Raw genomic sequence first — 21629 nt, forward strand, 5'->3', positions numbered from 1 at the left:
GGTCACGCAGGGGACATTTCGACCACATGCGACCTCAACTAGTAAAAGGGGTGATTGCCGCCGTGGTCCGGGCCTGTTTCTTTGGAGGAGTCGCAAGGCGCCGACGGCCCCCGCCAGGGCCCCGGCGCCTCCGTGCACCGCAGGGCGTGCGAAGCAGCCCCTGTCCCCCACGGAAGGTTCACGCTTTGTCCGCCACCATCCTCCGCCGCATCGCCGCTCCGAAGAAGGCCCTCGCCGGTGTCGCCCTGGCCGCCGCCACGGCCGGCATGGTCATGGCCGCCGCCCCGGCGTCGAACGCCGCCGCCACCTCTTCGCCGAAGGCGATCGCACAGCAGAAGATGAGCGCCGCACAGTTCGCGTGCTTCGACAAGATCGTGTCCCACGAGAGCGGCTGGAACCCCCACGCGACGAACGCCTCGTCCGGCGCCTACGGCCTGGTCCAGGCCCTGCCCGCCAACAAGATGGCCTCGGCCGGCGGCGACTGGAAGTCCAACCCCGAGACCCAGATCAAATGGGGCCTCACCTACATGAACGAGCGCTACGGCAGCCCCTGCGCCGCCTGGACCCACTGGCAGTCCGCCGGCTCGTACTGAGCCCGGCCGGCCCACAGCTGACCTGAGAAGGCGGCATCCTCCCCCCGTGGGAGGGTGCCGCCTTCGCCGTGCGTTCCGGGCCGCCCCGGAGCGGGCCCCGCTACAGCCGCTGGATGATCGTGCCCGTCGCAAGACCGCCGCCCGCGCACATGGTGATCAGCGCGAACTCCTTGTCCTGGCGCTCCAGCTCATGCAGGGCCGTGGTGATGAGCCGGGCGCCGGTCGCGCCGACGGGGTGGCCGAGGGCGATGGCCCCGCCGTTCACGTTGACCTTCGCCAGGTCCTGCTCGAAGACCTGCGCCCAGCTGAGCACGACGGACGCGAACGCCTCGTTGATCTCGACGAGGTCGATGTCCTTGAGTGACATGCCCGACTTGCCGAGCACGGCGCGCGTGGCGTCGATCGGCCCGTCCAGGTGGAAGTGCGGGTCGGCGCCGACGAGAGCCTGGGCGACGATCCGGGCGCGCGGCCTGAGCTTCAGGGCCCGTGCCATCCGCTTGGACGCCCACATGATCGCCGAGGCGCCGTCGGATATCTGCGAGGAGTTGCCCGCGGTGTGCACGGCGGTCGGCATGACCGGCTTGAGCCCGCCAAGGCCCTCCATGGTCGTGTCGCGCAGGCCCTCGTCCCGGTCCACGAGCCGCCACATGCCTTGCCCTGCGGCCTGCTCGTCCTCGTTCGTGGGCACCTGCACGGCGAACGTCTCGCGCTTGAAGCGCTCCTCGGCCCACGCGATCGCGGCGCGTTCCTGGGAGATGAGCCCCAGCGAGTCGACGTTCTCGCGGGTCAGTCCGCGGTGGCGCGCGATGCGCTCGGCGGCCTCGAACTGGTTGGGCAGGTCGACGTTCCACTCCTCGGGGAACGGCTTGCCGGGACCGTGCTTGGAGCCGGAGCCGAGCGGCACCCGCGACATCGCCTCGACGCCGCAGCTGATGCCGATGTCGATGACACCGGCGGCGATCATGTTGGCGGTCATGTGCGAGGCCTGCTGCGAGGAGCCGCACTGACAGTCGACGGTCGTGGCCGCCGTCTCGTAGGGCAGGCCCATGGTGAGCCAGGCCGTGCGCGCCGGATTCATGGACTGTTCGCCCGCGTGGGTCACCGTACCGCCCACGATCTGCTCGACGCAGTCGGCGTGGATGCCGGTCCTGCCGAGCAGTTCCCGGTACGTCTCGCCGAGGAGATACGCGGGATGAAGATTGGCGAGCGCGCCTCCGCGCTTGCCGATCGGGGTACGTACGGCTTCGACGATGACGGGTTCCGCGGCCATGAGCTGTCGTCCTCTCCACACATTCCCGGACCGAACCAGAAGACGTAAGAACTAGAACGCGTACCAGTTCTCCGTGCAGTCTCGACGGTGCTACTCCCGGTACGCAAGGGTCGTGCACGTACCGCGCGCGCAATCGGGCGTACCACGGGTCTTGCCACTTGTAGAACCCGTTACTACGGTGCCGACAAGCTGACGCCCCGTCAGACCGTCACCGGGAGTTGCCCATGCCGTGCCCAGCGCTGCCCGAAGGGTTCGACTTCACCGACCCCGACCTCCTCCAACACCGTGTCCCCTTCCCCGAGTTCGCCCAGCTGCGGCAGACGGAACCGGTCCGGTGGATCGCCCAGCCGACCGGCATCTCCGGCTTCGCGGACTCGGGCTACTGGGCCGTGACCCGGCACGCGGACGTCAAGTACGTCTCCACGCGCCCGGAGCTGTTCTCCTCGAACCTCAACACGGCCGTCATCCGCTTCAACGAGTCGATCAGCCGCGACCAGATCGACGTCCAGAAGCTGATCATGCTCAACATGGACCCGCCGGAGCACACGCGGGTGAGGCAGATCGTCCAGCGCGGCTTCACGCCCCGCGCCATCCGCTCGCTCGAGGACGCCCTGCGCAGCCGTGCGGGCTCCATCGTCGAGACGGCGCTCGCGAACGCCGCGCCCGACGGGTCCTTCGACTTCGTCACGAACGTCGCCGTCGAACTCCCGCTCCAGGCCATCGCCGAGCTGATCGGCGTCCCCCAGGACGACCGCACCAAGATCTTCGACTGGTCCAACAAGATGGCCGCGTACGACGACCCGGAGTACGCGATCACCGAGGAGGTCGGCGCCGAGGCCGCCATGGAGATCGTCAGCTACGCCATGAACCTGGCCGCCGACCGCAAGGAGTGCCCGGCCAAGGACATCGTGAGCCAGCTGGTGGCGGCGGAGGACGAGGGGAACCTCTCCTCGGACGAGTTCGGTTTCTTCGTGATCCTGCTCGCGGTGGCCGGAAACGAGACGACGCGCAACGCCATCACGCACGGCATGCACGCCTTCCTCACCAACCCGGACCAGTGGGAGCTGTTCAAGCGGGAGCGCCCGGAGACGACGGCGGAGGAGATCGTCCGCTGGGCGACCCCCGTGGTCTCCTTCCAGCGCACCGCGACCCAGGACACGGAGCTCGGCGGCGCGCGGATCAAGAAGGGCGACCGGGTCGGCATCTTCTACTCGTCGGCCAACCACGACCCCGAAGTCTTCGACCGCCCCGACGAGTTCGACATCACCCGCGACCCGAACCCGCATCTCGGATTCGGCGGCGGAGGCCCGCACTTCTGCCTCGGCAAGTCGCTGGCCACGCTCGAGATCAACCTCATCTTCAACGCCGTGGCCGACGCCATGCCCGACCTGCGCCTGGCCGGCGACCCGCGCAGGCTCCGCTCCGCCTGGCTCAACGGCGTCAAGGAACTCCAGGTCACCACCGGCTGACCGCGGGCGGCCGCACGCCGGCCCAGGGAGGCAGGGGCTGTCCCCCTACGCCACGCCCCTGCCTCCCTGCGTAGCCTCGACTCGCTGCACGGCGCGTACCGCATCGGCGCCCGCATCGCCTTACGGCGCGCCAAGCGCGTCGGCCGGCGGTACAACCCCTCTCCCACCCTGAGCATGACCTTCGCCGACGCGCTCTTCCATACGCCGACGAGCTGGAGGCCCTGTCCAGGGAGGGCTGTCTGGAGGTGCAGTCGCACTCCGCCGCCCGTCTGGGCTCCCTGCACCGGCGCATCCTGCATCTGCGCTTCAGGGCCGGTGGTGTTCGGCCGGCAGCCGCGCATGGCCGACCTCGCCCTTCGCCTGCGCCGGGACCGTCCCGCTCGTGAGACGGGCGCGCGGCCCGCACAGCAGGTACGTGAGCCCGAAGCCCGCGCCGACGACCGTCGCGCCGCCCACGGCGTCGAGCACCCAGTGGTTACCGGTCGCGATGATCGCGGAGATGGTGAACAGGGGGTGCAGCAGTGCAATCGCCTTCATCCACCGCTTCGGGGCGAGGATCGCGATGACGAGCCCGCACCACAGAGACCAGCCGAAGTGCAGCGAGGGCATGGCCGCGTACTGGTTGGTGAGCGCGGTCAGCGTCCCGTAGTCCGGCTTGGAGAAGTCCTGGACGCCGTGCAACGTGTCGATGAAGCCGAGCGAGGGCATCAGGCGCGGCGGGGCCAGCGGGTAGAACCAGAAGCCGATCAGGGCGAGCACCGTGGCGAAGCCGAGCGCCGAGCGGGCCCAGCGGTACTGGGCGGGCCTGCGGACGTAGAGGATGCCGAGGACGCACAGCGGCACGATGAAGTGGAACGACTCGTAGTAGAAGTTGAAGAACGACTTGAGCCACGGGACGTGCACCACCGCGTGGTTGACCCAGTGCTCGATGTCGATGTGGAAGAACTTCTCCAGGGAGTGGACCTGCGTGCCGTGCGCCTCGGCGGTGGCCCGGCCCCCGGTGGTCGTGCCGCCCGTGGCGGCGAGCCTGACCTGCTGGTACGCGTAGTAGCCGACGCGGATCAGAAGCAGTTCGAGCAGCAGGTTCGGGCGGGTCAGGACCCGGCGCCAGAACGGCATGAGCGGGACCCGTGACCAGCGCGACGGGACGGGCTTCGCGTACGCGGTGGGGATGGGCGCGCGGTACTCGGGCGCGGTGCGGGACAGGAACGGGACGAGCGTGGCCGCGGCGACCGCGGCGATCAGCACAACGTTGTCGCGCAGCGGATCCGCGAGCGCCGTGCCCGGCAGCAGCATCCTCGCGGGCAGCGTCATCACGAGAATGACCGCGACCGGCCACACGTACCGGTCGGACGCCTTCCTGCCGACGCGGCCGACCACGGCGAGCAGCACCCACAGGAGCTGGTGCTGCCAGGTCGTCGGCGACACGGCGACGGCGACGCAGCCGGTCAGGGCGACGGCGAGGAGGAGCTGTCCGTCCTGCGCGTAGCTCACCGCGCGCCGCAGGCCGACGACCGCGACGGCGGAGCCGAGGAGCAGGAAGAGCCCGATCTCGAGGGGGCCCTCCAGGCCGAAGCGCAGGAGTGCGCCGTGCAGCGACTGGTTGGCGAGCCCGTCAGGGCTCGAACCGAGTCCCGCTCCCGCGACGTGGTGCACCCAGTACGTCCACGAGTCGTGCGGCATCGCGGCCCACGCGAGGAGCGTGCACGCCGCGAACGTGACGCCCGAGGACACGGCGGCGCGCCGCCGCCCGGTGAACCACAGGAGCGGCGCGAAGAGGAGGACGGTCGGCTGGAGGGCGGCGCCGATGCCGATGAGCAGCCCCGAGCTCTTCTCGCCGCGGGCGGTGAAGCAGCCGAGCAGGACGAGGAGGACCGGGATGATGCTGGTCTGGCCGAGATGCAGGGTGTTGCGCACCGGCAGCGACAGCATCAGGAGGCTGACCGCGACCGGGGCGGCGAGGAGCGAGGTGCGCCGGGTGACGGGCCTGGGCAGGGCGCGCGCGGCGACGAGACCGAGGACGACGACGAGGCCGAGCGTCCCGAAGGTCCAGGCCCAGCCCAGCGCCTGCTCGGCGCCCCGCGCGAGCGGCTTCAGGACCAGTCCCCCGAACGGGGTACCGGTGAACCGGTCGGCATCGTAGAGGGAGTCCTTCACGTGGAGGACGCCTTCAGGACCGATCCAGGTCTCCAGGTCCGTGAGCCGCTCCCCGCTCGGCGTGCTCAGGACGGCCACGACCTGCCGCACCGCGAGCACCGCGGCGATCAGCCAGAGGCCCGCCCGGACCATGCCCAACCGCACTGTCGCGGCCCCCGCCACCAAGGCTTTGCCCGGTCCATGCTCCACGTTCGCCACGCGCCGTCGGCCCTCCCGCCATGCGTACTGTCCCAAGAGGCTCGCACTTCCCCCGGGGTGAGACGCAGGCAACCCTCGCTTCACCTGAGCGTCCACCGGTTTTTGACCGGAAGACGATGACGCGCGGCCTGTGGGGTCTGCGTGGTTGCGGTCGAGGGCCGCGACAAAGCTCACAGATCTGTCCGTTTACGCCGCGCCGGAACCGGGGCGTCATGCCTGGCCGGACCCACTTTTCCCACGGTGCGCGACGGTTCGAACACTACCCGCAATGATCGCGCATGCCCCTATGGTCGATTTCTGGCCGCCCCGCCGTGGGCGGCTTCGTCCGTCCCCACGCGGACATGTCCCTGTCCCCGTCGAAAGCAGGCGAGCAGACCCTTGTCGAGTGCCCTAAGCGTCGCAGCCAGGACCACCGCCCCCGCGAAGGGCGCCTCCCCCGACGTCACCGTCACCGATCCAGCGCTGGTCAAGCGCGCGGTCAAGGCGGCGGCGCTCGGCAATGCGATGGAGTGGTTCGACTTCGGTGTCTACAGCTACATCGCCGTCACCCTCGGCAAGGTCTTCTTCCCGTCGGGCAACCCCACGGCCCAGCTCCTGTCGACGTTCGGCGCCTTCGCGGCGGCGTTCCTCGTCCGTCCGATCGGCGGCATGGTCTTCGGACCGCTCGGCGACCGCGTCGGCCGGCAGAAGGTCCTCGCCGTCACCATGATCATGATGGCGGCGGGCACGTTCGCGATCGGCCTGATCCCGTCGTACGCGACGATCGGCGTCTGGGCGCCGATCCTGCTGCTCCTGGCCCGTCTGGTGCAGGGCTTCTCGACCGGCGGTGAGTACGGCGGCGCGTCCACCTTCATCGCCGAGTACGCGCCCGACAAGAAGCGCGGCTTCTTCGGAAGCTGGCTGGAATTCGGCACCCTCGCCGGATACATCGGCGGCGCCGGCCTCGTGACCCTGATGACGGCGCTGCTCTCCTCGGACGACCTGCTCTCCTGGGGCTGGCGCATCCCGTTCCTGATCGCGGGCCCGATGGGCATCATCGGCCTCTATCTGCGCATGCGGCTGGAAGAGACCCCGGCGTTCGCGGCCGAGCTGAAGAACGCGCACGAGTCGGAGAAGGCCCGGTCCAAGGTCAAGGTGCGCGACATGATCACCGGCCAGTGGAAGGCGCTGCTCCTGTGCGTCGGCCTGGTCCTCGTCTTCAACGTCACCGACTACATGCTCCTGTCGTACATGCCGAGCTACCTCACCAGTGAGCTCCACTACGACGAGACGCACGGCCTCCTCGTGGTCCTCGCCGTGATGGCGCTGATGATGATCGTCCAGCCGTTCGCGGGCGCGCTCTCCGACCGTGTCGGCCGCCGCCCGGTGATCGCCGCGGGCTGCGTCGGGTTCCTCGCGCTGTCCGTGCCGGCCCTGCTCCTGATCCGCGAGGGCTCCCTGTGGGCCATCGCCCTCGGCATGGGCGCGCTCGGCCTGCTCCTGGTCTGCTTCACGTCGGCGATGCCGTCCGCGCTGCCCGCGCTCTTCCCGACCCGGGTGCGCTACGGCTCGCTGTCGATCGGCTTCAACATCTCCGTCTCGCTCTTCGGCGGCACGACCCCGCTGGTCGTCACCGCTCTCATCGGGGCGACCGGGAACATGATGATGCCCGCGTACTACATGATGGCCGCGGCCGTCATCGGCGGTGTCGCGGTGTGGTTCATGACCGAGTCGGCACGCCGCCCGCTGCCGGGCTCGCTGCCCGCGGTCGAGCCCTGCGACCTGCCGCGGCCCGTGACCGCTACAGCCGCGTAACACCCGCAACCGCGCTCCCCCGCGCGCCGTCTGCTCCCTCGCCGCACACGGCACAAAGACACAGGGCGCGACATCGGGGGCCGGCATGAGAACCGCACAACCACTGACCTTGAGGGCCAGGGCGCTGCTGACAGCCCTGGCCCTCATGGCGTTCCAGACCGCCGCGCTCGTGTCACCGGCGTACGCGTGCGGATGCGGCGCGATGGTGCCGCCCGCGGGCACGGACCTCACCGTGTACGACGAGACGTCCGCGGTGCGCTGGGACGGGCACGTCGAGCAGATCGTGATGAGCCTGTCGGTGAGCGGCAACGTGCGCGACGCCGCCTGGATCATGCCCGTACCGCACCGCGCGTCCGTCGAACTCGGCGACCCGGGGCTCTTCTCGCAGCTGAGCGAGGTGACGGCGCCGGTCGAGCGGACCCGGCACCACTTCTGGCCCGGCGCCGACGACTGGCCCTTCGGCGGCGGGAACGGCGACGGCGCCTCGGCCGGCGCCCCCGCGCCCGGCGGCCCCGTCGAGGTGGTCGGCCGAGAGCACCTCGGACCGTTCGACGTCGCCCGCCTCACCGCGACCGACCCCGGCGCACTCGCCGGCTGGCTCGACGAGAACGGTTTCCGGCTCCCCGACCGTCTCGACAACGCGCTGCGCCCGTACGTCGGCCAGGGCTGGGAGTACGTGGCGATCCGCCTCGCGCCCGCCGACGGCGACAGCGTGCTCGGCGGCGCCCTCGACCCGCTTCACCTCACCTTCGCCAGCGACCGCCCCGTCTACCCGATGCGGCTGTCGAAGCTCGCCCGCACCGAACAGCACCTGCGCCTGTACGTGCTCTCCGCTCACCGCATGGAGCCGCGCTCCAGGATCGGCGGCGGCGCCCCGGAGGTCACGTACGCGGGCCGGATCCCGGCCGGGACCGGCGGGCCGCTGCCCGAATTCGCGGGCGGCGAGAGGTACTTGACCGCGCTCACCCAGGATTTCCCGCAGCCGTCGCGCATTGACGACGACCACGAACTGCGGCGCACCGCGAGCGACGCCACGCACCGCAGCGTCGTGTGGGACGACGAACTCCTCACCGCCGGGGGCGTCCCGGTGTGGCTGCTCACCGTTGCGCTGCCCGTGGCCCTGCTCCTGCCGGCGGCCGCCGTCCTGTGGTTCCGGCGGCGCCCCCGTCGGCCGGTGCCGCCCCCGCCGCCGGTGCACGCCCCGCCGCCGTTGGGCTGAATCCCGCCCGGGCCGCCGCCGCGTGCGCCCATGATGGGGCCATGGCTGAGCATGCATCCGAAGAGCAGTGGACCGCCGTCGACGACTACCTGACCGGCCTCCTCGCCCCCGGCGACGAGGCTCTGACGGCGGCCCTCGCGGACAGCGAGGCGGCGGGCCTCCCGCACATCGCCGTCGCCCCGAACCAGGGCAAGTTCCTCCACCTGATCGCACAGATCCAGGGCGCGCGCCGCGTCCTGGAGATCGGCACGCTCGGCGGGTACAGCACGATCTGGCTGGCCCGCGCCCTGCCCGCCGACGGCGTCCTCGTCACCCTCGAGTACGACCCCCGGCACGCCGAGGTGGCCCGCGGCAATCTCGCCCGCGCCGGCCTCGACAAGATCGCCGAGGTGCGGGTCGGCCCCGCCCTCGACTCGCTGCCCGGCGTCGCGGCCGACCACCCCGACCCCTTCGACCTCGTCTTCATCGACGCCGACAAGGCCAACAACCCGCACTACGTCGAGTGGGCGCTGCGCCTGACCCGCCCCGGCAGCGTGATCATCGTCGACAACGTGGTGCGCGGCGGCCGCGTGACGGACGACTCCGATGCGGCCCCCGACATCCGCGGCACCCGCACCGCGCTCCGGATGATCGCCGACCACCCGAGGCTGGACGGCACGGCGGTCCAGACGGTGGGCAGCAAGGGCTACGACGGCTTCGCGCTGGCCCGCGTACTGCCGTAGTGCCGTAGTGCCGTTCCTGACGCCCTGACAGCCTTACGGTCCTACGTCCTTACGGCGGCCTGACGAATCATCACATCTCGTGGTAGAAGCCCACGTTCACGCTGCGGGGCTCATTGCGGTCCAGGACCACGACCTCACCGGACGCACCCGGTGCGAGAGCCGCGGCCCCTCCGTACGCGAGGGGCCGCGGCTCCCCGCCCGTCAGCGTGAGGCGCACCTCGGACGAGGGCTCGTGGTGCGAGCCGCGCAGCCAGAACACGGACCAGGCGCCGTCCTGCCCGCAGCGGAACTCCAGATGGACGCGCGAGACGAACAGCCAGTCGTCGGGCGTCGCGAGCCGGCACACGTTCCGGTCACGCCCCACGCGCAGCACGGCTCCCGCCTCGCTCGGCGCGTCGGCCATCAGCATCCCGGCCGTCGCACCCGCGTCCGCCCCCGCGACGGAGGCCATGGTCAGCTCCAGCACCCGCACAGCTCCTTCGGTCTTTCGCGGCCCGTCGGTACCGGGTCCGCCGACGCCGCATCCTAAGTTGTCCCCTGCCCCTACGGGATGCCCTCTGGGACAATGGGCCCATGACCGAACGCAAGCCACCCGACGTCAGCTTCGAGTCATGGGTCGACAAGCAGATCCGCGACGCGGAGCGCGCAGGAGACTTCTCCCACCTCGCCGGAGCCGGCAAGCCGCTGCCGAGCACGGCCGACACGACGTACGACGAGAACTGGTGGATCAAGCAGAAGATGGCCCGCGAGGGCTTCTCCGTGCTGCCCCCGTCGCTCGCCCTGCGCAAGGAGGCCGAGGACGCACTCGCCGAGGCGGCGCAGGCCCCCTCCGAACGGATCGTCCGCAAGATCATCACGGACATCAACGACAAGATCCGCGACATGATGTTCAAGCCCCCGCCGGGCCCGCCGCTCGGCCTGAAGCCGTACGACGTCGAGGAGATCGTCCGCGACTGGCACGAGCGACGCGGGGCGCACGGGGCCTGACGCCGATCTCACGCGCCGGTGCGCGAGGATGGGCGCCATGAGCATCGTGAAGATCAACGTCCTGACCGTCCCGGCTGAACAGCGGGAAACCCTGGAGAAGCGCTTCGCCTCGCGCGCGGGCGCGGTGGAGAACTCGGACGGGTTCGAGTGGTTCGAGCTGCTGCGCCCGATCGAGGGCACGGACGACTACCTGGTGTACACGCGGTGGCGCGACGAGGCGTCGTTCACCGCGTGGATGGAGGGCTCCATGAAGGAGGCCCACCAGGGTGGCGCCGACCGCCCGAAGCCGGCCTCGAGCAGCTCCTCGGTGTGGTCCTTCGAGGTGGCGCAGCAGGCTTCGCCCAAGTCGTAGCGGCCTAGGACCGGTCCGCTTCGGGATCCTCCGTGAGCACCAACCAGCGCCGCCCGTCGATGAGTTCGCGGGCGGCGTCCAGGTGTCCGGCGTGGCAGGCGGTCTCGGTGATGACGTGCAGCAGGACGTCCCGGTGGCTGTGCAGGTGCGGTGGTCCGAAGAGGTGGTGCGGCCACCAGGCGAGGGGCGCGTCCGCGGGGGTGGCGGTGATGATCGCGTCCGCGCGGTCCGTCTCGCGGCGGTACCGCTCGAGGACGTCGGCCGCCGGCACGTCCGGGGCGACCTGCCAGGCGTCCTCGGTGGCGTCGAGACCGTCGATGACTGACTGATCACCCGTCAGAACCGCCTGGAACCAGAAGCGTTCGACGTCGAGAGCCAGGTGCTGGACCAGTCCCAGACACGACCAGCCGGACGGCAGCACGGGTCGCCGCAGCGCCTCGGGGCCGAGCCCGTCGATGATGCCCAGGATGTGGCGGCGCTGTCCGCGCAGAGCGTTGAGCAGCGCCTCGATCTCGGCGGCGCCCGTCTCGTCGCAGGTCGCCTCGGTCTTTGCCACGTCGGTCGCAGGTACATCCGGTACGTCGGTCACAGGTACGTCGGTCACAGAAACAGAGCATGTCCGAACCCCCGGTACCTGTACAGGTCGAAACCCGCTTGCGTCCGGCGCCGTCCCTTCGCCGACAATGCCCGCATGAACTCGCCGTGGACCGTCACCCCCGAGCCGTTCGACTCCGCCGTCGCCGCGGACCTGTGGCGCGCGTACTACACGGAGGTCAGCGACCGCTGGTACCTGCTGCACGAGGGGCACACGACCGACCCCGACGAGCTGGAGCGCGAGGTCGCCGCCGACACGGGGGCCTATCTCGCGGCGCCGGGCGGGGTGCTGCTGGTCGCGCGGTACCGGGGCGAGCCCGCCGGGACCGCGGGCGTGCGGATGATCGACGCCTCGACCGGCGAGCTGAAGCGCGTCTTCGTACGGCCCCAGATGCGCGGGAAGGGCGGCGGCTCCGTGCTGCTCGCGGAGGTCGAGAACTCCGCGCGGGGTCTCGGCGCCGAGCGGGTCGTGCTCGACACGCGGGGCGACCTGGTGGAGGCCCGCATGCTGTACGCGCGCCACGGCTACCGGGAGACGGCCCCGCACAACGACGAGGAGTTCGCCGAGCACTGGTTCACCAAGAAGCTCCGCTGACGAGCCTGATGAGGAGCCGGGCCCGGAGCGCCTGAGCCGTGGCGTCAGGGGCCGGCCGTCAGGCCGTCGTGCGGACGCTCCGCGTCCGACCCGCACAGCTCCGCGTTGAGCTCCTCCACCAGTTTCACCAGGTCCGTCGGGCGGTCCGGGCCCCACCAGTCACCCAGCAGTTCGGCGAGCGACTCCTCGCGGGACGCGGACAGCCGCGCGGCGACCTCGCGGCCCTCGTCGGTGAGGACGAGGTCGACACCCACGCGCGTGGCGAGACGCCGTTCCTCCACCTGACGTGCCGCCGCGATGATCACGGGCAGCGGTACGGCGCTGTGTTCGGCGAGCGCCGCCGGCTCCGCCCACCCGTACCGCTTGATGCGCAGCAGGAGCCAGCTCGCGGCGGGCAGCAGGTCGTAGCCCGCCCGTTCGGTGATCTTCTCGTAGATCTCGCGGCGGCCCTCCCGGGTGCCGAGCACCGACAGGGCCCGCGCCACCTCGTCGCGCGACGAGCGCTGTACGGGGTTGCTGGCCAGGGTCTCCGTCGCGTCCGGCGCGGTGACCGAGCCGCGCAGCTTGTCCTCACGCAGGAACCAGGCCAGTACGAAAGCGACGAGGGCGACCGGGGCGGCGTAGAGGAAGACGTCCGTGATGGACGACGCGAAGGCGTGCAGGACCGGTCCGCGTACGGCGGGGGGCAGGCCGCCGATGCCTCGTGGGTCCGACTGGAGCGCGTTCACGTCGACGCCGGGCGGCAGGCCGCGGCCCGCGAGGGCGTCCGTGAGTTTGTCGCCCAGGCGGCTCGAGAAGATCGTGCCGAAGATCGCGACGCCGAAGGAGGCGCCGATGGAGCGGAAGAACGTCGCGCCGGAGGTGGCGACGCCCAGGTCCTCGTACGAGACGGCGTTCTGCACGATCAGGACGAGGACCTGCATGACGAGGCCGAGACCCAGGCCGAAGACGAAGAAGTAGGCGCTCATCTCGCCCGTCGAGCTGTTCTCGTCGAGCTGGTGCAGGAGGAGCAGACCGATGGTGGTGACGCCGGTGCCGACGACGGGGAAGACCTTCCAGCGGCCCGTACGGCTGACGATCTGGCCGGACGCCGTCGAGGAGAGCAGCAGTCCGATGACCATCGGCAGCATGTGCACGCCGGACAGCGTCGGCGAGATGCCCTGGACGACCTGGAGGAACGTCGGCAGATACGTCATCGCGCCGAACATGGCGAAGCCGACGACGAAGCTGATCACCGCGGAGAGCGTGAACGTGCGGATGCGGAACAGCTTCAGCGGCAGGACCGGCTCGGCGGCCCGCCGCTCGACCTGGACGAACACCACCGCGAGGACCACACCGAGTACGACGAGGCCGATGATCTGCGCCGAGTCCCAGGCCCAGGTCGTTCCGCCGAGCGAGGCGACCAGGACCAGGCACGTCGCCACGGCGGCGATCAGGAAGGTGCCGAGGTAGTCGATCGTGTGCTTGGCGGAGCGTACGGGGATGTGGAGCGTGGTCGCGATGACGACGAGCGCGACGACACCGATGGGCAGGTTGACGTAGAAGACCCAGCGCCAGCTGAGGTGTTCGGTGAAGAGCCCGCCGAGCAGCGGGCCCAGCACGCTCGTCGCGCCGAAGACCGCACCGAACAGGCCCTGGTACCTGCCCCGGTCACGGGGCGGGACGATGTCGCCGACGATCGCCATGGACAGGACCATCAGTCCGCCGCCGCCCAGTCCCTGGAGGGCGCGGAAGCCGATCAGCTGCGGCATGTTCTGCGCCATGCCGCACAGCGCCGAGCTGACCAGGAAGATCACGATGGCGATCTGGAAGAGCTTCTTGCGACCGTACTGGTCGCCGAGCTTGCCCCACAGGGGCGTGGCGGCCGTCGACGCCAGCAGATACGCGGTCACGACCCAGGACAGGTGTTCGAGGCCGCCGAGGTCGCTGACGATGGTCGGCAGCGCCGTCGAGACAATGGTCTGGTCGAGCGCCGCGAGAAGCATGCCGAGCAGCAGCGCACCGATCGAGACCATCACGCTGCGGGGGGCATGGCCGCCGCCGATCGTGGAGCTGGTGCGGTCAACGCCGGGGCCTGCCGTCAGGTCCGTGCGGGGAAGGCCCCCGCTAGCGTCCTGGGTCATGGACACCTCCTGAGACACCGCGCCGGACACTGCCGGCGGGGGCTCTGCCATGTACCAGGATGGTGGGTGAGTCCCGGTTTGGCCTGTTGAGACCGGGGCGCCCAGGAGGGGTGCGGCGGCGCGGGCCGGGCTGATGGCGCGTCGCGGGCCGGGCTACGGTGCGTCGCGGCCCGGCGGACGGTGGGTCGCGGCCCGGCGGACGGTGCGGCGCGGGGCCCGCCGGCACAGTTGCAGCCGATACAGATATAAGGGTGCGGGCTCGCCGCTACAGGGGTGCGGGTCAGCCGATGTGGAGCAGGATCTCTCCGGCGGCGCCCGCCTCGACCCACACCTGCGTCAGGTCGTCCACGGCCACCGTGGGGCCGTGCGCGCCCGCGCGCGGGCCGACGCCGACGACGCGCATCCCGGCGGCGCGGCCGGCCGCGATCCCGGCCTCCGAGTCCTCGAAGACGACGCAGTCGGTCGGGTCGATGCCCAGCTCGGCGGCGCCCTTGAGGAACCCCTCGGGGTCGGGCTTGCTGGCGCCGACGCTCTCGGCGGTGATGCGCAGGTCGGGCTGGGTGAGGCCGGCGGCGGCCATGCGGCGGGTGGACAGGGCCACGTCGGCCGAGGTCACCAGAGCGTGCGCGAGACCGCCCTCGCGCAGGGACGCCATGAACTGTGCGGCGCCCGGCACGGGGACGACACCGTCGACGTCGGCGGTCTCCTCGGCGAGCATGCGCGCGTTCTCGGCGTGGTTCTCGGCCATGGGACGGTCGGGCAGGAGGAGCGCCATGGACGCGTAGCCCTGGCGGCCGTGAACCACCTTCATGACCTCGACGGCGTCGAGCCCGTGGAGGGCCGCCCAGCGGTGCCAGCAGCGCTCGACCACCGCGTCGGAGTTGACCAGCGTGCCGTCCATGTCGAGCAGAAGGGCGCGGGCGGACAGAACAGTGGCGGCCGTCATCGGCAGGGTCCTCCAGGCGTAGGAACAAGGTGACCCCGCCCACCGGTCAGGGTGAATGGGCGGGAGCCACTTTGTTCCTCAACTGTACAAAACAGGGTGGCGACTACGCCAGCGGCCCTGGTCAGGGCCGGATCCACGGCTTACGCCACCGCTTCGTAGAGGCTCCACACGCCCATGCCGAGCATCAGGACCGCGGCGATCTTCGTGATGAGCGCGAGCGGCACCCGCTTCATCAGGGCCTTGCCGCCGACGATGCCGAGGCCCCCGACGGCCCACAGGGCGAGGACGGCGCCGAGGCCGACGGAGAGCGGGTTGTCGTAGCGGGCGGCGAGGTTCGCGGTCATGATCTGCGTCAGGTCACCGAACTCCGCGACCAGGATGAGCATGAAGCCCGCGCCGGAGACCTTCCAGAAGCTCTGGTCCTTGGGCTTGCGGACCTCTTCCTCCTCCTCGTCCTTCTTCATCAGGAGGACGGCCGCGCCGCCGAGGAACAGCACACCGGTCAGGGCGTGCACGAGCTGCTGCGGCAGCAGGGTCAGGACACTGCCCGCGGCGACGGCCAGCGCGACATGGACGGCGAAGGCGGCGGCGACACCGGCGAAGACGTACGAGGCGCGGTAGCGCGTGCCGAGGACGAGTCCGGCGAGCGCGGTCTTGTCGGGGAGTTCGGCCAGGAAGACGATGCCGAAGACGACCGCCATCACGCTGATGCTGATCAAGATTCCTCAATCGGTCGGGCTGCCCCGCCGAGAGTCATGCAGTCCTTGACGACACCTCGGCACGGCAGCGCTCAGGCGCGCACACAGGTGTGCACACGGATGAATCACTGCTTTGCCGAAGGTCTCGCTGGCCGGACCGGGTGTACGGGTCCTGCCTCCGGGCGCCGGCTCAGAACGAGCTGAGCAGTATGTCGACGGTCCGGCGAAGAGCTACTCCCCTTCTGCGCCGTCCATCGTACGCGAACTGCTGAGCGAATCAGCATGACCCGCGTCACGCCCGTACGCGCCACCCCGGCACCACCGGCCCGCACCCCACGTCACACCCGCTCCCCGGAAGTCGCGTCCGCCCCCTTGATGTGTACGCGTCGTTGACGCGACCCTGTCACTCGGCGCACATCTCCCGGAAACCCCGGAGCGCCAGCATGGCCGGGCCCGCTCGGCCAACTTCCCCCCACTTCAAGGGAGTTCACATGCGCATGTTCTACGCGCGTCGACGCGCCGCCGCACTCGGCGCCGTCACCGCCGTCGTCTCCGCCCTCACTCTGCTGAACGGCCCGGCCGCGCAGGCCTCTCCCCCGACCCCGGTCAGCGGGGCCACCGCCCGCACGTACCTCTCCGAGCTCACGGTCAAGGCCGAGGGCTCCTCCGACGGCTACAGCCGCGACCTCTTCCCGCACTGGATCACCCAGTCCGGGACCTGCAACACCCGCGAGGTCGTCCTCAAGCGCGACGGCACGAACGTCGTGACGGACTCCAGCTGTGCCGCCACGTCCGGCAGTTGGTACTCCGAGTACGACGGCGCGACCTGGAGCGCGGCGGCCGACGTCGACATCGACCACGTGGTGCCGCTCTCCGAGGCCTGGAAGTCCGGCGCCAACGCCTGGACGACCGCCCAGCGCCAGGGTTTCGCCAACGACCTCACGCGCCCCCAGCTCATCGCCGTCACGGACAACGTCAACCAGTCCAAGGGCGACCAGGACCCGGCCAAGTGGATGCCGTCGCGCACCGCGTACAAGTGCACCTATGTCCGCATGTGGGTGCAGGTGAAGCACTACTACAACCTCTCGGTGGACTCCGCCGAGAAGAGTGCGCTGACCTCGTACCTCAGCGGCTGCTGACCCCTGGGGCCGAAGACCTGAACCCCGGCTTCCCGGAACCACCCCGCCGGCCTCCGTCGTTCCGTACCGTACGGGGCGACTGAGGAGGCTGATCACGTGGCACGGCTGCGACTTGGACCGCTGCTGAGATACGTGGACGAGTCGTCGGCGACCGTCTGGGTCGAGGCGAGCCGTCCGTGCACCGCCGAAGTGCGCTGCGCGGACGGCTCGTCCGGCCGCGCCCGCACGTTCCAGATCTGCGGCCACCACTACGCGCTGATCCCGGTGACCGGCCTCACGCCGGGCAGCGCGACGGCCTACGAGGTGCTGCTCGACGGCGTTCAGGTCTGGCCGCTCGCAGACTCGCCCTTTCCGCCGAGCACGATCCGCACGCCCGCGTACGACGACGCGGCCCGCCCCGTCCGTATCGCGTTCGGCTCGTGCCGCTGGGCCGCGCCGCCCGCCGACGACCACGACCCCGTCGGCCCGGACGCCCTGGACACGCTGGCCACCGAACTCGCCGCCGCGCCCGACGCCGAGCGCCGCCCCGATGTACTGCTCCTGCTCGGCGACCAGGTCTACGCGGACGAGACCTCACCGGCGACCCGCCGCTATCTCGCCGCCCGCCGCGACCTGCGCGACGCCCCGGGCAACCAGGTCGCGGACTACGAGGAGTACACCCGGCTCTATGACGAGTCCTGGCTCGACCCCGACGTGCGCTGGCTGCTGTCCACCGTCCCCTCCTGCATGATCTTCGACGACCACGACGTCATAGACGACTGGAACACCAGCGCCTCCTGGCTCGCGGAGATACGGGCCACCGACTGGTGGAACGAGCGGATCCTCAGCGGCCTCATGTCGTACTGGGTCCATCAGCACCTGGGCAATCTGGCGCCCGCCGAACTGGCCGCCGACCCCGTCTACGCGGCGGTGCGCGCGGACCCCGACGGGACGGACGTGCTCAGGGAGTTCGCCGCCCGCGCGGATGCCGACCCGGCCTCCGTGCGATGGAGCTACCGGCGCGACTTCGGCCGCGTGCGGCTCCTGATGGTCGACACGCGGGCCGCCCGCGTGCTGGCCGAGCCGGACCGGTCGATGCTCGATCCGACGGAGACGGCGTGGCTGCGGGAGCAGGCGCTGGAGTCCCCCGGCGCGTACGACCATCTCCTGATCGGAACCTCGCTGCCCTGGCTGCTGCCGCATCTCGTGCACGACGCCGAGGGGTGGAACGCCGCGCTGTGCCGGGGCGAGCGCGGCGCGCGGTGGGCCCGGTTCGGCGAAAAGCTGCGCAGGCGGGCCGACTTGGAGCACTGGGCCGCGTTCCCCGCGTCGTTCGACGCGCTGACGGCGCTGATCGCCGAGGCGGGCGGCGGCGAGGACGCGCCGGCGACGGTGTGCGTGCTCTCCGGCGACGTCCACCACGCGTACGTCGCCGAACCCGCCTGGCCCGCCGGCACACCGGCCCCGGCCGCGCGCGTCCTCCAGCTGACCTGCTCGCCGCTGCACAACTCCATCCCCGGCTCGATAAAGCTCGGATTCCGCTTCGGCTGGAGCCGCTTCGGCCGCGCCCTCGGACGGCGCTTCGCCCGGCACGGCCGGCTCACCACTCCCCCGGTCTCCTGGCGCAAGACGGGCGGGCCCTGGTTCGGCAACCAGCTGATGACACTGACGCTGCGAGGTCGCGCGGCGCGACTACGGCTCCAGGAGGCGCAGCCGGTGCCGGGCGGAAAGCCCCGGCTGCGGGAAGCGGCGGACATCGTGATGCGTGAATGACCTCACCGAGTGAGCGAGTGACGTACCGAGTCAGTGACCGTACTGAGTGAATGGCGTGAATGACCGTGCGTGACCAGGCCTGTCGCCCACGGGGCCGCCCGGTGAAGATACGGCGCACACCCGGACTCCGCTCTTCCCTTGACAGGGCGACCCGGCATGATGAGCGGACGTTCCGCTTCCAGCAGCCACCCACGCCCCTGGAGTCCCTCTTTGTCCGCAGTGTGCTCGGCGCCGGCCGCAGCGATAGTCGGCGCGGGCCCGCGCGGCACCAGCGTCCTCGAACGACTCTGTGCCTCCGCCTGCGAGCTCCTGCCGCCCGGCGCCCGTCTCACCGTCCACGTCGTCGATCCGGCGCCGCCGGGAGCGGGCAGTGTCTGGCGCACATCGCAGGCACCTGAACTCCTGATGAACACTGTCGCCTCACAGGTCACGCTGTTCACCGACGACAGCGTGGACTGCTCGGGTCCGGTACGCCGGGGCCCGAGCCTGCATGAGTGGGCCCAGCACCAGGGACTCCCCCTAGGCCCCGACGACTATCCGTCCCGCGCCCTCTACGGCGCGTACCTGGAATGGGTGTTCGCCGACACCGTGGGCTGCGCGCCCGACGCCCTACGCGTTCAGGTGCACCGGGCGCGAGCCGTGCGCCTCGACGACGCGAACGACGGCCGCCAGACCCTCGTACTCGACAACGGGCGGGAACTGACCGGCCTGTCCGCCGTCGTCCTCGCCCAGGGCCACCTGCCCGCGGCGGCGAGCGCCGCGCAGACGCGCCTCACCGAGTACGCGCTCCGCCACGGCCTGCGCCACGTGCCGCCCGCCAACCCGGCCGATCTGGACCTCTCCGCCCTCGCCCCGGGTGAAGCCGTCGTGCTGAGGGGGCTCGGCCTCAACTTCTTCGACCACATGGCGCTGCTCACCGAGGGCCGCGGCGGACGCTACCGCCGCACGTCCGCGGGGGAGTTGCGGTACAAGCCCTCGGGCCGCGAGCCGCGTCTGTACGCCGGTTCGCGCCGCGGCATCCCGTACCAGGCGCGCGGCGACAACGCCAAGGGCGCGTACGGGCGTCACGAACCGGCCGTCCTCACCGCCGAGGTCATCGCGCGCTTCCGCAAGCGCGCGGACTCGGGGGACGCGCCGGACTTCCTCGGCGAGATCTGGCCACTCGTCGCGAAGGAGGTGGAGACCGTCTATTACGAGACACTGCTGCGCCGCGCGGGCGCGGGGGACGCCGGTTTCCGCGAAGGCTTCCTCGCCGCGCCGCACCAGAGTTCCGAAGAGGCCGACGTCCTGTACGAGTTCGGGATCCCGGAAGGTGTCCGCTGGTCCTGGGACCGCATCTCCCGGCCGCACGCGGAGTTGCGCTTCGGCTCGCCCGACGCGTGGCGGACCTGGCTCCTGGCCCATCTGCGCGAGGACGCGGCGCACGCCGCGCTCGGCAACGTGGACGGCCCCGTGAAGGCCGCCCTGGACGTGCTGCGCGACCTGCGCAACGAACTGCGCCAGGCCGTCGACCACGGCGGGATCGGCGGCGGTTCGCGCCGCGACCACCTCGACCGCTGGTACACCCCGCTCAACGCCTTCCTGTCGATCGGCCCGCCCCGGCGGCGCATCGAGGAGATGACCGCGCTCGTCGAGTCCGGCGTCCTGACGGTGATCGGGCCGCGCCTCGACGTGCGGACCGAGGACGGCGCTTTCGTCGCGCACTCGCCCGATGTGCCCGGATCATCCGTGAGAGCCACCACACTCGTCGAGGCGCGGCTGCCGGAGACGGACGTGGCGCGCACCGGCGACCAACTGCTCGCCGGGCTCCTGAAGACGGGCCACGTCCGGCCGCACACACTCGACGGTTACGTGACGGGCGGGGTGGATGTGACACCGCGCCCGTACCGTCTGATCGACCGTCAGGGCAGGCCGCACGCACGGCGGTTCGCCATCGGCGTGCCCACGGAGGGGGTGCACTGGGTGACCGCGGCGGGGGCCCGCCCCGGGGTGGATTCGGTGACCTTGTCGGACGCGGACGCGGTCGCGCGAGCGGCCCTGCGGACGGCCGCCGAGGACCGTACGGAGCCCGGCGCGGAGTGCCGGTCATGGCCGAATGTTGAACTTGCAAGCGTTGATTAGGGTCCCCTAACCTGTGGCCTCCATCGGTTCGTCCCCGACCGACACAAGGAGTCCCTCTATGACTGGACGTCTCAACAGCGCCCAGCCCTACGCCCTCGGCCTGTTCCGCATCGTCGTGGGCCTGCTCTTCGCCTGCCACGGCGCCGCCTCGCTCTTCGGCGTCCTCGGCGGAGCGATGGGCGGCGGCACCGTCCCCACGGGCACCTGGCCCGGCTGGTACGCGGCCGTCATCCAGCTCGTCGGCGGCGCCCTCGTCGCCCTCGGCCTCGGCACCCGCGCCGCGGCCTTCATAGCCTCCGGCTCGATGGCCTACGCGTACTTCAAGGTCCACCAGCCGGAGGCCCTGTGGCCGCTCCAGAACGGCGGCGAACCGTCCGCGATGTTCTGCTGGGCCATGCTGCTCCTGGTCTTCACCGGCTCCGGGGCGCTCGGCCTCGACCGGCTCTTCACGGCACGCGGCGAGAGCAAGGCCGAGACGCCGGCCACTTCGGCTTCGAAGTCCGAGCCGGAGCCTGCCGCGGCTTGATGCACGGCCTGCTTGATGGCTTGCCTGCTTGATGGCTTGACCGCTTGATGGGGGTGCCGGCGCGCGAGTGCCGGTATCCCCTCATCTCCCCCGGTGACCCGGTGGCTCGAACAGCACCGGCTCAGCCGACGCCGGCTCGAACGGCACCGTGAAGCACGCGATCCGGGCGCCCGCTCCGCCCGGCATCCCGTGCAGCACCACGGACCGCGCCCCGCCAGGCCTGAACTCCCGCACCCCGTAACGAGCCGGCTCCCCCGCCCCACGGCCCGCCGACCAGCCGCCCGCACTCCCGTGGCCTGCCGTTGCCGGCCGTCCCGCCGCCGGCCACCCCGCTGCCGGCCGCGAGCACGGCCGCCGCCACCGCTCCCGCCGCG

General features: G+C 71.1%; 19 protein-coding genes and 1 pseudogene. 13 read left to right on the forward strand and 7 right to left on the reverse strand.

The annotated features are described in order from the left end of the window. Nucleotides 1–185: 185 nt before the first annotated feature. The gene (locus ACWIGU_RS26550; RefSeq protein ID WP_454404200.1) at nucleotides 186–593 is read left to right on the forward strand and encodes an aggregation-promoting factor C-terminal-like domain-containing protein; all 408 of its coding nucleotides are present in this window, start codon (nucleotides 186–188) and stop codon (nucleotides 591–593) included. Between the two features lie 100 nt (nucleotides 594–693). Here the strand turns inward: ACWIGU_RS26550 and ACWIGU_RS26555 are convergent, their stop codons facing one another. Next, a complete protein-coding gene (locus ACWIGU_RS26555; RefSeq protein ID WP_454404201.1) occupies nucleotides 694–1863 on the reverse strand; it encodes a steroid 3-ketoacyl-CoA thiolase in 1170 nt (389 codons plus the stop codon). A 224-nt stretch (nucleotides 1864–2087) separates the two neighbouring features. Here ACWIGU_RS26555 and ACWIGU_RS26560 point away from each other — a divergent pair, with 224 nt between their 5' ends. Beyond that, nucleotides 2088–3332 carry a cytochrome P450 gene (locus ACWIGU_RS26560; RefSeq protein WP_454404202.1) on the forward strand — a complete coding sequence of 415 codons (1245 nt, stop codon included), beginning with the start codon at nucleotides 2088–2090 and terminating at the stop codon, nucleotides 3330–3332. 69 nt (nucleotides 3333–3401) lie between these two features. Then, nucleotides 3402–3634 (forward strand): annotated as a pseudogene (locus ACWIGU_RS26565) (PucR family transcriptional regulator); the annotation flags it as partial. A gap of 4 nt (nucleotides 3635–3638) precedes the next feature. On the opposite strand, the gene ACWIGU_RS26570 reads toward ACWIGU_RS26565, so the two are convergent. Next, nucleotides 3639–5687 (reverse strand): bifunctional glycosyltransferase 87/phosphatase PAP2 family protein, encoded by a 2049-nt coding sequence (locus ACWIGU_RS26570; protein WP_454404203.1) that lies wholly within the window; start codon nucleotides 5685–5687, stop codon nucleotides 3639–3641. Nucleotides 5688–6065: 378 nt separating this feature from the next. Here ACWIGU_RS26570 and proP point away from each other — a divergent pair, with 378 nt between their 5' ends. The 3 genes from proP (at nucleotide 6066) to ACWIGU_RS26585 (ending at nucleotide 9422) form a co-directional block, all read left to right on the forward strand. Then, on the forward strand, nucleotides 6066–7481 hold the full coding sequence (proP, locus tag ACWIGU_RS26575; protein ID WP_454404204.1) for a glycine betaine/L-proline transporter ProP: 1416 nt from the start codon (nucleotides 6066–6068) through the stop codon (nucleotides 7479–7481). 85 nt (nucleotides 7482–7566) lie between these two features. Then, nucleotides 7567–8700, forward strand: a complete 1134-nt coding sequence (locus tag ACWIGU_RS26580) for a DUF2330 domain-containing protein (protein ID WP_454404205.1) — start codon at nucleotides 7567–7569, stop codon at nucleotides 8698–8700. Between the two features lie 41 nt (nucleotides 8701–8741). Further along, a complete protein-coding gene (locus ACWIGU_RS26585; RefSeq protein ID WP_454404206.1) occupies nucleotides 8742–9422 on the forward strand; it encodes an O-methyltransferase in 681 nt (226 codons plus the stop codon). Nucleotides 9423–9492: 70 nt separating this feature from the next. Here ACWIGU_RS26585 and ACWIGU_RS26590 read toward each other — a convergent pair whose 3' ends face one another. Further along, on the reverse strand, nucleotides 9493–9888 hold the full coding sequence (locus ACWIGU_RS26590) for a hypothetical protein (RefSeq protein WP_454404207.1): 396 nt from the start codon (nucleotides 9886–9888) through the stop codon (nucleotides 9493–9495). A gap of 107 nt (nucleotides 9889–9995) precedes the next feature. On the opposite strand from ACWIGU_RS26590, the gene ACWIGU_RS26595 reads away from it, so the two are divergent. Next, nucleotides 9996–10409: a DnaJ family domain-containing protein gene (locus ACWIGU_RS26595; protein ID WP_454404208.1), complete on the forward strand. Its 414-nt coding sequence runs from the start codon at nucleotides 9996–9998 to the stop codon at nucleotides 10407–10409. A gap of 37 nt (nucleotides 10410–10446) precedes the next feature. Next, nucleotides 10447–10761 (forward strand): antibiotic biosynthesis monooxygenase family protein, encoded by a 315-nt coding sequence (locus ACWIGU_RS26600; protein WP_454404209.1) that lies wholly within the window; start codon nucleotides 10447–10449, stop codon nucleotides 10759–10761. Nucleotides 10762–10765: 4 nt separating this feature from the next. Here ACWIGU_RS26600 and ACWIGU_RS26605 read toward each other — a convergent pair whose 3' ends face one another. Then, nucleotides 10766–11317: a DinB family protein gene (locus ACWIGU_RS26605; RefSeq protein WP_454404327.1), complete on the reverse strand. Its 552-nt coding sequence runs from the start codon at nucleotides 11315–11317 to the stop codon at nucleotides 10766–10768. Nucleotides 11318–11452: 135 nt separating this feature from the next. Between ACWIGU_RS26605 and ACWIGU_RS26610 the strand changes: the two genes are divergently transcribed. Next, nucleotides 11453–11950 (forward strand): GNAT family N-acetyltransferase, encoded by a 498-nt coding sequence (locus tag ACWIGU_RS26610; protein WP_454404210.1) that lies wholly within the window; start codon nucleotides 11453–11455, stop codon nucleotides 11948–11950. Between the two features lie 44 nt (nucleotides 11951–11994). Here the strand turns inward: ACWIGU_RS26610 and ACWIGU_RS26615 are convergent, their stop codons facing one another. The 3 genes from ACWIGU_RS26615 to ACWIGU_RS26625 all read right to left on the reverse strand — a co-directional run bounded on the left by ACWIGU_RS26615 (nucleotide 11995) and on the right by ACWIGU_RS26625 (nucleotide 15738). Continuing rightward, nucleotides 11995–13965, reverse strand: coding sequence for a DHA2 family efflux MFS transporter permease subunit (locus tag ACWIGU_RS26615; protein ID WP_454404328.1), 1971 nt, complete (start codon nucleotides 13963–13965; stop codon nucleotides 11995–11997). Nucleotides 13966–14353: 388 nt separating this feature from the next. After that, nucleotides 14354–15019: an HAD-IA family hydrolase gene (locus ACWIGU_RS26620; protein WP_454404211.1), complete on the reverse strand. Its 666-nt coding sequence runs from the start codon at nucleotides 15017–15019 to the stop codon at nucleotides 14354–14356. Nucleotides 15020–15159: 140 nt separating this feature from the next. Beyond that, entirely contained in the window at nucleotides 15160–15738 is a 579-nt protein-coding gene (locus ACWIGU_RS26625; RefSeq protein ID WP_454404212.1) for a TMEM165/GDT1 family protein, read from the reverse strand. Nucleotides 15739–16208: 470 nt separating this feature from the next. Between ACWIGU_RS26625 and ACWIGU_RS26630 the strand changes: the two genes are divergently transcribed. The 4 genes from ACWIGU_RS26630 (at nucleotide 16209) to ACWIGU_RS26645 (ending at nucleotide 21255) form a co-directional block, all read left to right on the forward strand. After that, the gene (locus ACWIGU_RS26630; RefSeq protein ID WP_356272793.1) at nucleotides 16209–16856 is read left to right on the forward strand and encodes an HNH endonuclease family protein; all 648 of its coding nucleotides are present in this window, start codon (nucleotides 16209–16211) and stop codon (nucleotides 16854–16856) included. A gap of 96 nt (nucleotides 16857–16952) precedes the next feature. Next, nucleotides 16953–18608 carry an alkaline phosphatase D family protein gene (locus ACWIGU_RS26635; RefSeq protein ID WP_454404213.1) on the forward strand — a complete coding sequence of 552 codons (1656 nt, stop codon included), beginning with the start codon at nucleotides 16953–16955 and terminating at the stop codon, nucleotides 18606–18608. 159 nt (nucleotides 18609–18767) lie between these two features. Further along, nucleotides 18768–20729: an FAD/NAD(P)-binding protein gene (locus ACWIGU_RS26640; protein WP_454404329.1), complete on the forward strand. Its 1962-nt coding sequence runs from the start codon at nucleotides 18768–18770 to the stop codon at nucleotides 20727–20729. 58 nt (nucleotides 20730–20787) lie between these two features. Then, nucleotides 20788–21255 (forward strand): DoxX family protein, encoded by a 468-nt coding sequence (locus tag ACWIGU_RS26645; protein ID WP_454404214.1) that lies wholly within the window; start codon nucleotides 20788–20790, stop codon nucleotides 21253–21255. The last annotated feature ends 374 nt before the right edge of the window (nucleotides 21256–21629 follow it).

The sequence above is a fragment of the Streptomyces sp. NPDC055400 genome (assembly GCF_053644375.1).

Coding starts and splice junctions, on each gene's coding strand:
- ACWIGU_RS26645 (WP_454404214.1), top strand. CDS start 20,788: ATGACTGGACGTCTCAACAGCGCCCAGCCCTACGCCCTCGGCCTGTTC.
- ACWIGU_RS26620 (WP_454404211.1), bottom strand. CDS start 15,019: ATGACGGCCGCCACTGTTCTGTCCGCCCGCGCCCTTCTGCTCGACATG.
- ACWIGU_RS26585 (WP_454404206.1), top strand. CDS start 8,742: ATGGCTGAGCATGCATCCGAAGAGCAGTGGACCGCCGTCGACGACTAC.
- ACWIGU_RS26600 (WP_454404209.1), top strand. CDS start 10,447: ATGAGCATCGTGAAGATCAACGTCCTGACCGTCCCGGCTGAACAGCGG.
- ACWIGU_RS26555 (WP_454404201.1), bottom strand. CDS start 1,863: ATGGCCGCGGAACCCGTCATCGTCGAAGCCGTACGTACCCCGATCGGC.
- ACWIGU_RS26595 (WP_454404208.1), top strand. CDS start 9,996: ATGACCGAACGCAAGCCACCCGACGTCAGCTTCGAGTCATGGGTCGAC.
- ACWIGU_RS26615 (WP_454404328.1), bottom strand. CDS start 13,965: ATGGTCTCGATCGGTGCGCTGCTGCTCGGCATGCTTCTCGCGGCGCTC.
- ACWIGU_RS26580 (WP_454404205.1), top strand. CDS start 7,567: ATGAGAACCGCACAACCACTGACCTTGAGGGCCAGGGCGCTGCTGACA.
- ACWIGU_RS26560 (WP_454404202.1), top strand. CDS start 2,088: ATGCCGTGCCCAGCGCTGCCCGAAGGGTTCGACTTCACCGACCCCGAC.
- ACWIGU_RS26610 (WP_454404210.1), top strand. CDS start 11,453: ATGAACTCGCCGTGGACCGTCACCCCCGAGCCGTTCGACTCCGCCGTC.
- ACWIGU_RS26630 (WP_356272793.1), top strand. CDS start 16,209: ATGCGCATGTTCTACGCGCGTCGACGCGCCGCCGCACTCGGCGCCGTC.
- ACWIGU_RS26640 (WP_454404329.1), top strand. CDS start 18,768: ATGAGCGGACGTTCCGCTTCCAGCAGCCACCCACGCCCCTGGAGTCCC.